This is a genomic window from Hyphomicrobiales bacterium, assembly GCA_030688605.1.
Classification (GTDB): domain Bacteria; phylum Pseudomonadota; class Alphaproteobacteria; order Rhizobiales; family NORP267; genus JAUYJB01.
The window spans coordinates 1-13,758 of sequence record JAUYJB010000029.1; the positions used below are offsets into that span (position 1 = coordinate 1).

The window sequence follows — 13,758 nt, forward strand, 5'->3', positions numbered from 1 at the left end:
TCGGACAAAAATGCGTGTAAAATAAAGAAGTTAGAGCGCTTTGAGTGACACCGGTTTCACGAAATGCGCTCCAACCTGCATGTCGGACGTCTCCTCTCGCAAGGTGGCGCTCAATAGCAGCCCCGTTCTGGCACATTGCGAGGCCGTTGAGCAGCGGCCGTCCACCCCATCATGGCCGGGCTTGACAAGCCTGCCCTCGGGATCGGCAAAGCTTGTCCCCGGGATCGGCAAAGCGAGACCCGGGGGGCGATGCCCGGGGGGCTCAAGAATGCTCTAGCCGTGCAGCTGGTGGTATTTCTCCATAAGCTGCTCCTTGGTCTCCGGCCAGTCCGGGTCGGGCTCGATGCAGGTCGCGGGGCAGACCAGGACGCATTGCGGCTCGTCCTCGGCACCGACGCATTCGGTGCATTTCATCGGATCGATCTTGTAGATCGGGTCGCCGACCGAAATCGCCTTGTTCGGGCACACCGGCTCGCAGGCGTCGCAGGCGGTGCAGGTTTCCAAAATCTTCAATGCCATAAGAAGCTTCCTTCTTATCTTCCGCCGATGGTCACGAGGCGATCGGCAGCGCGTCGATCTGCTTCAGCTTCTCATAACGGTAGGCGCCCCACAGCGCCCCGCCGATGACGCCGGCATAGATCGAATCCTCGTGGGTGACCACCGGCATCGACATGTTCTGCGCACGAAGATCCTCCTCAAGCGCGGCGACGAGGCCGGCGTCGCCGGCGAGCCCGCCGGTGACCATGATCGTGCCGTCGGCCCCTATTGCCTTGAGAAGCCGCGACAGACGGCCGGCCATCGACAGATGGATGCCCTTCAGGATGTTCGGCGCGGTAATCTCGCGTGATACCATGTTGATGACGTCGGTTTCGGCCAGCACCGCGCAAATGCTCGAGACCTTCTCCGGATCGTCGGCCTGTTTCGACAGCTCACCGATCTCATCCTGGGCTATGCCGAGATAGCGTCCGATATTCTCCAGGAATTGGCCCGAACCCGAAGCGCACTGGCTGGTCATCTTGTAGGTCAGAACCTTGCCGCGTTCGTCGATCTTGATGGCGCGGCCGTTGAGCGCTCCGACATCGAGCACCGCGCGCGCCTCGGGATGCAGATAGATGGCGCCGCGCGCATGGGTCGTCATGGTGTAGAAGTGACCGGTGCGGTACGGGATCGTCTCGCCGTCGCCGGTGGTCGCCACATATTGGACGGCCTCTTCCTTGAGGCCCGCCTTTTCGAGGCAGGTGTCAAACGCCAACCGCGCGAGTTGGAACGGATCGCGCTGGCGGACGCGGTGCAGATCCTTGGCAAGCCACTTGGTCTCTTCGCCGGTGACCTCGAACAGAGCCGCCTTGACCGCGCCCGAACCGATATCGATGCCTGCTGTAATGGTCATGAGCTTGGTCTCCTTCAGGCGTTGCCCTCGACCGCGCGGTAGGCGAAGGTCGCCGCCCCCAGCGCGCCGGTATAGATGGAATCCGGATTGATGTTCATGGTCACGTCGCCGTAATTCTCCTTGACCAGCTTTGCCAGCTCCTTCACCGCCGCCCCGTTCTTGGCGACGCCGCCGGTAAAGGTGAACTGGTCGCGGATGCCGCCCGAGCGCGACAGGATGGACATGGCGCGCAGCACGATGGCCCGGTGCAGGCCGGCGAGGATGTCCTCGCGCGCTTCGCCCAGCGCCAGCCGGTCGCGCAATTCCGCGCCGGCGAACACGGTGCAGGTGGAGTTGATCCGCGCCGTGCGTTTGGCCTTCAACGCCATCGGCCCCAACTCGTGCAGGCCGATGTTCATCTCGTCGGCGATATAGCCGAGATAGCGTCCGCAGCCGGCCGCACAGCGGTCGTTCATCTGGAAATTCTCGACGATTCCGGCGGAGTCCACCTGGATGCCCTTGGTGTCCTGGCCGCCAATATCGAGGACGGTACGCGTTTGCGGATACATCAAATGCGCGCCGAGGCCGTGGCACAGGATCTCGGAGCGGATATGCTCCTTGGAGAAGGGCAGGGTCACGCGGCCATAGCCGGTACCTACCAGATAGGTCTCCTCCACTTCCACGTCGAGCGCGTCCTTGACGGCCTCGCGGACCACCTCCTTATCGACGCCGAGCCCGCCCATGTGGTCGAGCACCCGGTCGAGCGCGCGCATGAACTGGTCGCTGATTTGCACCTCCGGGGTCCGGTTCTCCACCTCGATGATCGACTTGTCGTAAACGTTCAGCAGCGTGTCGTAGGCCATGCCGGCTTCCTTGGCCCTCGTGTTGGCGTGCGACATGAAAAGCGATCCGGCGATGTCGCGGAAGAAGTCCGACTTGCGTGGCGCGCCGGGCTCAAACAGCGCCGGTGCATCCTCACGCGCCCCTTTGAAGACTTCCGAGATGACCTCGATGACGGCCTTTTCCATTCCGGCGAACCGGTCGCCGGCGACATTGCGGATGCAGGTCCGTTCGAGATCGTCCAACTGCCCCAGAAACTGCTCGAGCCGGAAGGCGAGCTCGAGTCGCGTCAGGAATTCTTCAAGCTTGTTGCCCAGCTGCGGCACACGGGTCTTCAAATTGCGCCAGGACAGGGTGAGCCGCGTGCCGATCATCGCCTCCAGCTTGGCGACATTGACCGCGGTGGCATAGTTCGAACGCGAGTTGGTGATGCCGCGGCCGAGGATTTCCATATTCTCGTCCATCAGGACGGCCTTGGTGGTTGTCGAGCCCAGGTCGACACCGATGAAGCTTCTCATGCCGCAACTCCCGCTGTCTTGGCGCCAGTGCGTTTCTGGTCGATCATCTGGAAATAGCTCTCCAGCCGGTTCTTGATGTTGGCAGGCGAGAAATAGCGCGGGTCGACCAGGTCGCTTTCGATGAAGCCGCCGGGCTTGCCGGTGCGCTTCTCCACCTCGCGCATGATCAGGAGCTGGCCGGCGGAGAATGAGTTGCAGCTCTTGATCGAGTTGATGAGCAGCCCGTCCGCCTCGTACTCCTCGATATAGTTGGCGAGCATCTCGACGCGCTGCGGCAGGTTGCGGTTGGTGTAGACGCCGAGGCAGTAGTCGGCGAGCGATTCCAGTGGATTTTCGGCATCGTGGCGGAAGCCGAAATCATAGACGCCGCCGACCTTGGTGTAGCTCGACGCGACGACCACCGCGCCTTCCTCGTAGAACATCTTCCAGAAGTCGCGGAAACTGGTGTAGTTCGGCGGCCCCTCGGTGACGAGGCGGTACTTCTCCTCGCCCATGTCGCCGTCCGGCGTCACCGGGCCACGGCCGGACTTGATGCGCTCGTCGACCTCGGCGCGCAGCATCTTGTAATAGTCGATCGCGTCCTGGGTGCCGCGGAAGGCGCCGAAGATCGGGCCGATATAGTAGATGCCGCCGAAATAGGCGTCGATCGGCGAGGGCTTATGCTTGGCCGATTGCAGGACATAGACCAGGTCCTGCTCGGCGGCGGCCGACTTTTTCATATATTCGCGCAGCCGGTCGATATCGAACTTGACGCCCGACACCTGCTCCAGCTTCGGGATCACCACCTCCTTGAGCTGCTTGACCATATAGTCGCGCATGTTCTGCGTGATCTTGCCGTCGCCCGTATACGGGGTGTGCAGCATGACGGTCTCGCACTTGTACTGCTCGCGTAAGAGCTCAAACCACTTCATGAAGGTGAAGCAGCCGGTATAGGACAAGAGCAGCACGTCGGGATCGGGAAACGGCTTGCCGTTGGGCGCGATGTTGCCCTTGGACATCATGCCGATGTCCGATTTCACATAGGTGCACACGTCCTCCGAATGGCCGATCTTTTCCGCCTCCATGACGAAGGCGCCGCTCTTCTTGCGCAGCCCCGACTGGATGGCGTTGATTTCCGGCAGATTGTTGACCAGATCGAAGCACATGATCAGTTCGTTGAGGTTGCCCGGCACGAAGGTGGAGCAGATCTTCTTGCCGTTCTCGTGCGCGCTGGTGATACGGTCGTAATGACCGGCCATCATGTCCTTCTGCTTGAGCATGGAGTCGTCCTTGACGACCTCAGGCGCGGCAACTTTCGGTGTGGTGATCTCGGTCATGCGTGGCTCCACAGTTTGATCGAGTCGGCGAACGTGCCGGCTTGCTCGCGGATCGGCTGCATCTGGCCGGAATTTTCCGCAAATTTGAAAGCGATGTAGGGAATGTTGGCGGCCGCCAACACGTGCTGCAGCATCGGCCGGTCGAGCAGCGCCGGGTCGCAGAAGCTGGGCGAGGCGAAGATCACCCCTTCCGCGCCGCGGCTCTTGACCGCGCGCACCAGGTGCTGGCCCTTCTCTTCAAGCGTCGCCACATACTTCGCCGAGGTTTCCTCCGACTGGTGCAGGAAGGCGAGCGACAGGTTGGTCAGCGGGTCGCCCTCGGCCTTCACGTCGCCGATCAGCCAGCGGGTGACCAGCAGCAGGTCGTCATCGATCACGTAGCAGCCGGAAAGCTCGATCGACTTGATCAGGTTGAGCGGCGGCTGCTCGCAGAACAGGCCGGTAACGATGACGCGGCAATTGTCGCGCGCCGGCAGGTCGCGGCTCTCCGCCTCCTTCAGCCAGTCGCGGATCAGCCGGCTGTGCTCCTCGACCGGCAGCACCAGTCCCGCGCGCATCAGCAGATAGACTTCCGCCGCCGGCGCTTTCCACGGTTCCTTGGCGCGGAAGTCGTAGACCTGGCGCACCAGCCTTCTGTTGTCGTTGTAGACGCCGATGGAGTGGGTGAGCGCCTTGTCGTTGATCTTGCAGCCGCCGAGCTCCTCCAGCCCTTCCCTCAGCTCCTGCAGCTCGTTGCGGTAATAGTTGCCGCCGATCTCGTCGATATAGTTCTGCGGCACGTCGAAATATCGCACATAGACATTCGGGAACATCAGCTTCCACATGCCCGACAGGTTGCGGATGACGTCGCAGATGGAAGGAAACAGCATGCCGTCGACGAAATCCAGCCGTCCCGACACGCCGAGCTCGACGGTCGAGCGCGGGATGCGGCAGATATAGCTCTGATAGTAGGCGTCGCCGTGGATCACCTCGAGCTGGTCGCCGCCGCCGAGAATGCCGAGCGGCAACATGCCGGCGGCGTGGATGACCTCGCGCGGCACGTAGATCGGCATGTAGCCGACGACCTTGCGTCCGGGCTTGGCATCCTTCCATTCGCGCGCCGCCTTGAAATGCAGATCCTCATACAGATCGAAGCAGCGTTCGTTGATCTTGTCGATGGCGGACATGGCTAGCGGTGCTCCCATTTGGCCGGGCGTTTGGCAATAAAGGCCTGCAGGCCCTCGAGCGCGTCGCGAGTCGACATGAGGCTGTCGAGATAGAGCTTCTCGACAGAGGCGAGGCGCTCGGCAAGCCGTTCGGCCAACCCGATGCGTACCGCGCCGACCGCATGGCGCAGGGCGGCGCCGGAAAGGCCGGCAAGATGATCGTCGAACCAAGCAACGGCCGCCGCCTCCGGGTCGTCGGCCGCCGCATTGGCAAGGCGGATGGCGACGGCCTGGCTGCCGGGGATGCTGCGGCCCGAGAACAACAGCTCCTCGGCGACGGCGCGGCCGACCCGCTCCGGCATCAGACAGGAGGCCGCCGGCGCGAACACGGCGAGCTTGATTTCCGGCTGGCCGAGCATGGCGTCGGGGGCGACGAACATGAGATGACCGGCCATGGCGACCTCGAGGCCGCCGCCGAGACATTGGCCGCGCACCGCCACCAGGATCGGGATCTGGCTCTTGACCATGCGCAGGATGAGCGCGTGGAGGCCGCGCAGCATCGCCGCGCATTGACCGGGAAGATGTTCCTCGACGCTGGCGCCGAAGGAAAAATGTGGCCCCTCGGCATCGATCAGAATGGCGAGCAAGCCAGGATTGTCGCCATGGGCGCTCAGGGCCGCATCGAGGGCAGCGACCATCTCGGCGTCGATGATGTTCGCCTTCGGCCGGTTCAGCCGCAGCCGCAACAGCCGTCCCTCGCGATCGGTCCAGACCTTCAGCGCTTCGCTCATTCGGCGGCTTCCTTGACCCGCGGCATCACGCTCTCGGTCAGTTCCGGCGACCACGGCGTGCCCTTGGCGAGCGCCTGGCGCAGGCCGATGAAATCGATCTCGCGGCCGGTCTCCTTGGTGCCCTCGTTGAAGGCGCGGAATCCGGCCCGCGCCTCGCTCATCATGTTCAGCGCCAGCCAGGCGCGCGAATCCTCCTTGTTTCTGTTCCACGCCTCAAGCTTCGGTTTCCTAAGCTCTTCCAAGGACTTGGTGATGCAGTCCGGGAACGTGGTCAGCAGCTTGGCACACAGCTCGTCGACCTTCTCATCGAGCATCGACAGATCGACCGTGCCGCTCTTGATCAGCGCCCTACCCTTTTTCAGCTCCTCCCCGGTCTTCATCGTGCCGTAGGCGACGCGCCCCCACTCGTCAAACAGGCGATCGGTGACGACCGTCGGATTGGGCACGAACTTGCCGTCGACCTTCAGCGCCGGAACGACATCCATGATGATGCCGAGCTGATAGGCCTGGTGCGCCGTGAACGGCTCGCACAGAAGCCCTGAGACCATCGCCTGCTCGCAGCCGATCATGACCGGCAGGAAGTCGGTCGCACCGCCGATGGCGGCCGAGCCGTGTTTCGGGCCCGCCTGACCGAACCGGGCCAGGTCCTGGGCGATGGAGAAGTCGCAGGCCATGCCGATTTCCTGGCCGCCGCCGATGCGCATGCCGTTGACGCGGCAGATGACCGGCTTGTCACAGGCCAGGATTGACGACACCATGTCATTGAAAAGTCTCATATATTGTCGGTATTCCTGCGGGTTTCCGGCGTAATATTCGGCATATTCCTTGGTGTTGCCGCCGCTGCAGAAGGCCTGGTCACCGGTGCCGGTAAACACCACCGCCACGACGTCGCGGGCAACCGACGCGTCGCGGAAGGCGTGGATGACGCCCTTGACCATGTGGGTGGTGTAGGAATTGTACTGTTCCGGATTGTCGAGCCTGATCCAGGCATTGTAGATCCCTTCGACAATCTCTCCGTCGGCGGTCTTGGCGGGGCGCTTCTCGAACACAACGCCCTGAACCACCAGTTCGCAATGAAGCGTGTGATCAATCAGTTTGTCCGGAGCGGTCTCGCGCGCCGCCTTTGCCGTATCCGCATTCATCTCTTTCAACTCCTCCTGAACCTGTCTTAGCTACCGGCACCAGCACCACGCGGCGCTTCGCGCGGCCGCGGTCACCATCCATCCATGTGCTGGTTCCGACATGGCTGGTCTTCATCTCCCATCCGTATCAGCCCGGCTTTGATCTGTCTCAAAGGCCTCGGTGACGGCTTGGTTTACCCGTTTTCCAGCAGGCCCGGATGCGACGTGATGGGCCTTGACAGCGCTAAGGTCAGTTAATATCGTATAATCGTACTGGAATACGAAATTAAGTCAACCCATCTCGCGCGGACCGGCACCGGGACCAAGCGACAAGAGGGCCGAACGCACCGTGACAAATCAGCGCAATACCGTCTCCAGCCTGTCGATCGCCGTCACCGGAAGCGGCGGGGCGGGCGTCATGACGGCCGGCGGATTTCTGCTCGAAGCGGCGGCGAAGGCCGGCTGGTATGGATTGCAGACCCGCTCGGTCGGGCCGCAGATCCGCGGCGGCGAGGCGGCCGCGCTGTTGCGCCTGTCGACCCGCCCGGTTGAGGTTCAGACCGCCGCCTTCGACCTGCTGTTCGTCGTCGATTGGCTCAATTTCGACCGCTTCGCGGCCGAGATCGAGTTGCGCAAGGACACGCTGGTCATCGCCGACCCGGCCTCCGGCGAGATCGCGGACGCAGTCACGGCGTCCGGCGCGCGGGTCATCGAGATGCCGGTGAAGGAGATCCTCGAGGCCATCCCGGGCGGGCGGCCGAACATGTTGGCGCTCGGCACCGTTGCCGGCATCGTCGGCCTGCCGATGGACACGATTTTCGACCTCATCGAAGAACAGCTGGGTTCCAAGGGCGAACACGCGGTCTCCTCCGGCAAGGTCACCGTGGAGGCTGGCTACAAGTTCGCCGAGACGCTTGGAGGCGCGCCGCGGCTCGGCGAGCCCACGCCGGCCGCCGCCGGGCGCTGGCTCATCACCGGCAACGAGGCGGCGGCCCTCGGCGCGGTGCGCGGCGGCGTGCGTTTCGCCGCCGCCTATCCGATCACGCCGGCGACCGAAATACTGGAATGGTTGTCCCCGTCTCTTGCCAAGGTCGGCGGCGCGCTGGTCCAGGCCGAGGACGAGCTTGCTTCCATCAACATGGTCATCGGCGCGTCCTATGGCGGCGTCCCGGCGCTGACCGCGACTTCCGGACCGGGGCTGGCGCTGATGACCGAAGCGATCGGCCTTGCCACCGCCGCGGAGGTGCCGCTGGTGGTCGTCGACGTGATGCGCGGCGGCCCGTCGACCGGGATTCCCACAAAGTCGGAGCAATCCGACCTCAACATCGCCGTCTACGGCCTGCACGGCGACGCCCCGCATGTGGTGGTGGCGCCCTTGTCCATCGCCGATTGCCTGTTCACCACCCAGTGGGCCGTGCATCTGGCCGAGGCGATGCAGGTCCCAACCATCGTGCTCTCCGACCAGTTCATCGGCCAGGCCAAGGCGGTGATCGATCGCCCCGCGGAGATCACTTTTCTCGGCCGCCGCGAGCGCGCCGAGAACATTTCCGGCGCCTATCACCGCTACGCGGTGACCGCGTCCGGCGTCTCGCCGATGGCCATTCCCGGCGCGCCCGGCGGCCAATACACAGCCGACGGGCTCGAGCATTCGCCGCGCGGCACCCCTTCGACCCGCGCCGAGGACCATCTCGCCCAGCTCGACAAGCGCCAGCACAAGGTTGACGCTTTCGATTTCGGGAACATTTGGGCCGAGATCGACGGCGAGGGAGATCTCGCCGTGCTGATCTGGGGCTCCTCGACCGCGGCCGCCCGCGAGGCGGTCGAGATGGCGCGCCAGCGCGGCGCCGCGGTCAAGCTCATCGCTCTGCGCCTGCTGGCGCCGTGCCGGCCAGAGGCGATGCGCGCGGCGTTCGCCGGCGTCGACAGGCTATTGGTGGTGGAACAGTCTCACTCCGGACAATTCATGAACTATGTCAGGGCTCATTACGACCTGCCCTCCGAAGTGCGCGGCTTCCGCCACCCCGGCCCGCTCACCATCAGTCCGACGGAAATCCTGAACCGCATCGAGGAATGGAGCTGATCCCGTGACCGCACAAACCGCGCCCGTTCTCAAGGCCAGCGATTTCAAGTCGGACATCAAGCCGGTCTGGTGCCCCGGCTGCGGCGACTATCACGTTCTCCTGTCACTGACCCGGGCGCTGGCAGCCCTCGGCCTGCAATCGGAGAATGTGGCGGTCGTCTCCGGCATCGGCTGCTCCTCGCGTATCCCCGCCTATCTCAACTGCTATGGGTTCCACGGCGTGCACGGGCGCTCGCTGCCGCTCGGCACCGGCCTCAAGGTTGCCCGACCGGACTTGACCGTCATCGTCGCCGGCGGCGACGGTGACGGCTTTTCCATCGGCGGCAACCATTTCCTGCATGCCTGCAGGCGCAATATCGACCTCACCTATATGGTCATGGACAACCGGGTCTACGGCATGACCAAGGGCCAGCCCTCGCCGACGACGGAGCCGGACTGGGACAGCGCCCTGTCGCCGGGCGGCACGGGCTTGAGCCCGTTTCACCCGCTGGTCATCGCGCTCGCCTCGGGCGCCAATTTCGTCGCCCGTTGCTTTTCCGGCGACCCTGCGCGCACCGGCGACATACTGGTCGAGGCGATCCGGCACCCCGGACTTTCCTTCGTCCAGATCCTCAGCCCGTGCGTGACCTTTCGGCCCGACGAGCGCAGTTGGAAGGAGCTGGTGCATCCGGCCCCGGTCGAGCCGACCGACGATCCGGCCCGCGCCGCGCGGCGCATCATGACCGATGATGGGTTCAATATCGGAATTCTCTATCGCGGCAACCGCACCCCCTATCATCTTGCCAAGCGCGGGCCGCAACAGGATCCGGACCAACTTGCGGAGATGTTCGCAATATGACCGAGAAGGCCAAGCCCGCACGGGCAAGCCAGCCCGGACCGGAAGCAATCGACAGCGTCGAGGAGCTTCTCGCCCACGCCTATATGATCGAGGTCGACGCCACCGACCGCTATCTGATGCTCGCCGACCAGATGGAGGTGCACAACAATCCGGAACTCGCCGCACTGTTTCGCAAGCTCGCCTCGCACGAGGAGCATCACGCCCAGGAGATCCTCGAGCAGGCCAAGGGCCTGAATATGCCCGAGCTCAAGCCCAGCGAGTACAAGTGGGGCGATTTCGAGGGGCCGGAGGCGGCCGAGATCGACGAAGCCCATTATCTGATGACGCCGTGGCACGCCTTGCAGATGGCGCTCGGCGCCGAGAAGCGGGCCTTTGCCTTTTTCGACCGCCTTGTCGCCACCGCCAAGGACGACGAGATGAAGAAATGGGCCGCGGAGTTCCGCTCGGAGGAGGCCGAACACGTGCGCCTCGTCGAAGACCTGCTGAAGCGCCATCCCGAGCCCGAAAAGGACTGGGACGAGGACCCCGACCCACCGGTGTTTCCCGAATGACCGCCAGGCCGAAGCTTCGCCGCCCGAAAGGCGAGGCGGCGCCACGGCGATGAGCAAGCCGCGTCTGGCGACGGTTCTGGCCGCGATCGACGCCGCCAACGCGGCCGATCCCAACCGGGTCATGGCCGACGGCGAGGAGCGCGCCGCCGAGCGCCTTTATGGCGAGCGGATGAGCGCGGCGCTCGCTTCGCTCTACCCGGACGGATCCGAGCATTTGCGCATCGCCGCCCGCGGCCAGCACATCGAGCGCTGGACGAGCCCGCGCGGGAACTATCCGGACGGCCGCGTCGGCTATCTCAAATGGCGCAAGGCGCTGATGGATTATCACGCAAGGCGCCTGGCCGAGATCATGCGGGAGGCCGGCTACGAGGAGGCCGACATCGCCCGCGTCGGCGCGCTGGTGCGCAAGGAGAAAATCAAGTACGACGCCGAGGCGCAGGCGCTGGAAGATGTGATCTGCGTCGTGTTTCTCAAGCACTATTTCGCCGACTTCGCCGCCAAGCACGAGGATGCGAAGCTCATCGACATCGTGCGCAAGACGTGGAGCAAGATGTCGCCCAAGGGCCACGAGGCGGCGCTGGCGCTCAAGCTTCCCGAGCGCGCCGCCAGGATCGTCAAGGCCGCGCTCGCCGGCTCCCCCGCCGATTGACCGCCGCCTCGGCGGCGCGGCGCGCCAAAACCCGGATCGTCCGCCATGCAGGGATGGACCGCCTATATCGCCGCCAGTCTGGCCCTCGTCCTGAGCCATGCCGCGCTGTCGGCGCCGGGGGTACGGCCCTGGCTCCATGCGCGGCTCGGCCGCGTCGCCTTTTATGCCGTCTACACGCTCGTCTCGACGGCGGCGCTCGCCGCCTTCGTGCTCGCCTATAGGGCGGCCGAAACCGGCCCGCAGCTGTTCGTGCCGGCGGGGCCCGCGCGTCTTGCTGCGGTTATCCTCATGCCCCTTGCCTTCATCGGCGTCGTGGCCAGGCTTACGACGCGCGCGGGCCGCGGCGCGGAGCTGGTTGAGCCCGCCGGCATCTTTCGCGTCACCCGCGCCCCCGGCAGCCTCGCCATCCTTTTGTGGGCGGGCCTGCACATGCTGAATATGGGGGACGCGAAGCGCTTTACGGCCTTTGCGGTGATGGCACTGATCGCGCTCGTTGCGATCGTCAAGGACGAGATCGTGCTCGCCAGATCGGATGCTCCGCAGGCGCCGGACTGGCGCCGCGGCACGGCGCTCGTGCCGGTGATGGCGCTGACTCGAAGAAGCGCGATGCAGGCGCTCGCCGAAATCGGTTGGTCGCGGCCTGCAGGGGGCCTTGTCGCCTATGCCGCGGTTCTAGCGCTGCACCGCTACGCCTTCGGGCCCGACCCGCTGATCGGGCTTATTTGACAAGCCCTGGCCGGGAACGGGACGGCGAGCGCTATTGCGGTTTCTTGGTGGTTTCTTCGAGATAGGCCAGCAAATCCTCGAGCTGGTCTTCATCCTTGATTCCGACAAAGGCCATCTTGTTTCCGGGGATGAAGCCCTTGGGATCCTTGACATATTCCTCGACGGTCTCCTTGTCCCACACAATGTCGGCATTCTTCATGGCATCGGAATATTTAAAACCCTCGACCGAGCCGGCGTGACGCCCGAACAGCCCAAGAAGAGACGGGCCGACCTTGTTCTTCTCGACATCGGCGTTGTGGCAAGTGCGGCACTTGTTGAAGACCTTCTTGCCCTTGTCGGCATCGCCGTCGGCGAGCGCCTGTCCGGCAAAGACCGGCATGGCGACAAGCAAGACCGTGGCAAACAGGTGACTGAACTTCATTTTCATCTCCATCGCCTAGTTCAAGAGGCGCCTCTGCTGCGCCCAACGCTCCCGGCATTCTCGTAGTCGTTCATATCCGATATGTGCCGAAAACGAGCCTGATCAAGCCCCCGAAACCTATTTCGGCCGCGGCATGGCTGCCAGAAGATTGTCAATCCTTCAAGCGATTTGGCCGATCAGGCCACCTGACGCAGCTCTAGATGGGCCATCTGCCAGGCGGCGAGCAGCGCCGCCAAGAGCCCGTTCATGAGCTTGTCGCCATGGAACGGCGTCGGCGTTAGTCTGAGCCGCTCGGTCCCCTTGGGAACGGTCGGATAGTTGATTGGCTGAATGTAGATGCCGTGCTCGGTCATCAGATAGTCGGTGACGCCCTTGGCGCATTCCGGGCCGCCGATCAGGATCGGCACGATATGGGTCTCACTCGGCATCAGCGGCAGACCGGCCGCGCTAAGCCGCCGCTTCAGGGTTGCCGCCCGCTCCTGGTGACGTCGCCTGAGTTCGTCATGCTTTTTCAGATATTCGACGCTGGCCAGCGCCGCGCCGGCGACCGCCGGCGGCAGCGAGGTGGTGAAGATGAAGCCGGCGGCGCAGCTGCGCACCGCGTCGACGAGCGCCGCGGAGCCGGCGATATAGCCGCCCATGCAGCCAAAGGCCTTGGCCAACGTGCCCTCGATCACCGTCAGCCGTTGGGCGACGCCGTCACGCTCGGAAATGCCTCCGCCATGCTCGCCGTACAGGCCGACCGCGTGCACCTCGTCGAGATAGGTCATGGCGCCGTAGCGGTCGGCAAGATCGCAGATGTCAACGATCGGCGCGATGTCGCCGTCCATCGAATAGACCGACTCGAAGGCGATGAGCTTCGGCCGTGCCGGGTCCGCGGCGGCGAGCAACTGTTCCAGATGCTCCAGGTCGTTGTGGCGGAATATCACCTTCTCGCACCCCGCCTGACGGATGCCATCGATCATAGAGGCATGGTTCTTGGCATCGGAAAGGATGATGCAGCCGGGCATCAGCTTGGCGATGGTCGACAGCGTCGCCGCGTTCGACACATAGCCCGAGGTGAACAGCAATGCCGCCTCCTTGCCGTGCAGGTCGGCGAGCGAGCGCTCCAGCATGACGTGCAGATGGTGGGTGCCTGAAATGTTGCGGGTACCGCCGGAGCCGGCGCCCATGGTCCGCGCCGCGCGGCAGGCGGCCTCGATCACCTCGGGATTTTGACCCTGGCCGAGATAGTCGTTCGAGCACCAGACCACGACCCGGTCGGGCCCGGGCCCGTGGTTGCGGGCGTAGGGAAAGTCACCAGCGATCCGTTCCAGATCTGCAAAGACCCTGTAGCGACCCTCCGCCTTGACGTCTGCGACCGCGGTCTCGAAAATTGTCTCATAGTCCATCA

General features: G+C 64.1%; 14 protein-coding genes. 5 read left to right on the forward strand and 9 right to left on the reverse strand.

Features of this window, described 5'->3' with window-relative positions:
- Window positions 1–273: 273 nt before the first annotated feature.
- From Q8P46_03470 to oah, 7 genes are read right to left on the reverse strand one after another with little or no spacing between them, the layout of a single operon-like run.
- Window positions 274–519: a YfhL family 4Fe-4S dicluster ferredoxin gene (locus Q8P46_03470; GenBank protein ID MDP2619226.1), complete on the reverse strand. Its 246-nt coding sequence runs from the start codon at window positions 517–519 to the stop codon at window positions 274–276.
- A gap of 31 nt (window positions 520–550) precedes the next feature.
- Window positions 551–1,390 carry a benzoyl-CoA reductase subunit D gene (bcrD, locus tag Q8P46_03475; GenBank protein ID MDP2619227.1) on the reverse strand — a complete coding sequence of 280 codons (840 nt, stop codon included), beginning with the start codon at window positions 1,388–1,390 and terminating at the stop codon, window positions 551–553.
- Between the two features lie 14 nt (window positions 1,391–1,404).
- Window positions 1,405–2,727, reverse strand: coding sequence for a benzoyl-CoA reductase subunit A (bcrA, locus tag Q8P46_03480; protein ID MDP2619228.1), 1,323 nt, complete (start codon window positions 2,725–2,727; stop codon window positions 1,405–1,407).
- Window positions 2,724–4,043, reverse strand: coding sequence for a benzoyl-CoA reductase subunit B (gene bcrB / locus Q8P46_03485; GenBank protein MDP2619229.1), 1,320 nt, complete (start codon window positions 4,041–4,043; stop codon window positions 2,724–2,726). The genes bcrA and bcrB overlap by 4 nt, the downstream gene beginning before the upstream one ends.
- Window positions 4,040–5,209, reverse strand: coding sequence for a benzoyl-CoA reductase subunit C (bcrC, locus tag Q8P46_03490; protein MDP2619230.1), 1,170 nt, complete (start codon window positions 5,207–5,209; stop codon window positions 4,040–4,042). Before bcrC ends, bcrB begins: the two co-directional genes overlap by 4 nt.
- A gap of 2 nt (window positions 5,210–5,211) precedes the next feature.
- Window positions 5,212–5,979 (reverse strand): cyclohexa-1,5-dienecarbonyl-CoA hydratase, encoded by a 768-nt coding sequence (locus Q8P46_03495; GenBank protein ID MDP2619231.1) that lies wholly within the window; start codon window positions 5,977–5,979, stop codon window positions 5,212–5,214.
- Window positions 5,976–7,121, reverse strand: coding sequence for a 6-oxocyclohex-1-ene-1-carbonyl-CoA hydratase (oah, locus tag Q8P46_03500; GenBank protein ID MDP2619232.1), 1,146 nt, complete (start codon window positions 7,119–7,121; stop codon window positions 5,976–5,978). The genes Q8P46_03495 and oah overlap by 4 nt, the downstream gene beginning before the upstream one ends.
- 328 nt (window positions 7,122–7,449) lie before the next feature.
- Between oah and Q8P46_03505 the strand changes: the two genes are divergently transcribed.
- From Q8P46_03505 to Q8P46_03525, 5 genes are read left to right on the forward strand one after another with little or no spacing between them, the layout of a single operon-like run.
- The gene (locus Q8P46_03505; GenBank protein ID MDP2619233.1) at window positions 7,450–9,180 is read left to right on the forward strand and encodes a 2-oxoacid:acceptor oxidoreductase subunit alpha; all 1,731 of its coding nucleotides are present in this window, start codon (window positions 7,450–7,452) and stop codon (window positions 9,178–9,180) included.
- A 4-nt stretch (window positions 9,181–9,184) separates the two neighbouring features.
- Window positions 9,185–10,018: a 2-oxoacid:ferredoxin oxidoreductase subunit beta gene (locus Q8P46_03510; protein MDP2619234.1), complete on the forward strand. Its 834-nt coding sequence runs from the start codon at window positions 9,185–9,187 to the stop codon at window positions 10,016–10,018.
- Complete coding sequence (locus Q8P46_03515; GenBank protein ID MDP2619235.1) at window positions 10,015–10,569, forward strand: ferritin family protein; 555 nt, start codon at window positions 10,015–10,017, stop codon at window positions 10,567–10,569. The genes Q8P46_03510 and Q8P46_03515 overlap by 4 nt, the downstream gene beginning before the upstream one ends.
- A 49-nt stretch (window positions 10,570–10,618) precedes the next feature.
- Window positions 10,619–11,218, forward strand: a complete 600-nt coding sequence (locus Q8P46_03520; protein MDP2619236.1) for a DUF4202 domain-containing protein — start codon at window positions 10,619–10,621, stop codon at window positions 11,216–11,218.
- Between the two features lie 45 nt (window positions 11,219–11,263).
- Window positions 11,264–11,944, forward strand: a complete 681-nt coding sequence (locus Q8P46_03525; protein MDP2619237.1) for an NnrU family protein — start codon at window positions 11,264–11,266, stop codon at window positions 11,942–11,944.
- A gap of 31 nt (window positions 11,945–11,975) precedes the next feature.
- Here Q8P46_03525 and Q8P46_03530 read toward each other — a convergent pair whose 3' ends face one another.
- Both Q8P46_03530 and hemA read right to left on the reverse strand, forming a co-directional pair.
- Window positions 11,976–12,365 carry a cytochrome c family protein gene (locus Q8P46_03530; GenBank protein MDP2619238.1) on the reverse strand — a complete coding sequence of 130 codons (390 nt, stop codon included), beginning with the start codon at window positions 12,363–12,365 and terminating at the stop codon, window positions 11,976–11,978.
- A 176-nt stretch (window positions 12,366–12,541) separates the two neighbouring features.
- A complete protein-coding gene (hemA, locus tag Q8P46_03535) occupies window positions 12,542–13,756 on the reverse strand; it encodes a 5-aminolevulinate synthase (GenBank protein ID MDP2619239.1) in 1,215 nt (404 codons plus the stop codon).
- Window positions 13,757–13,758 lie beyond the last annotated feature (2 nt).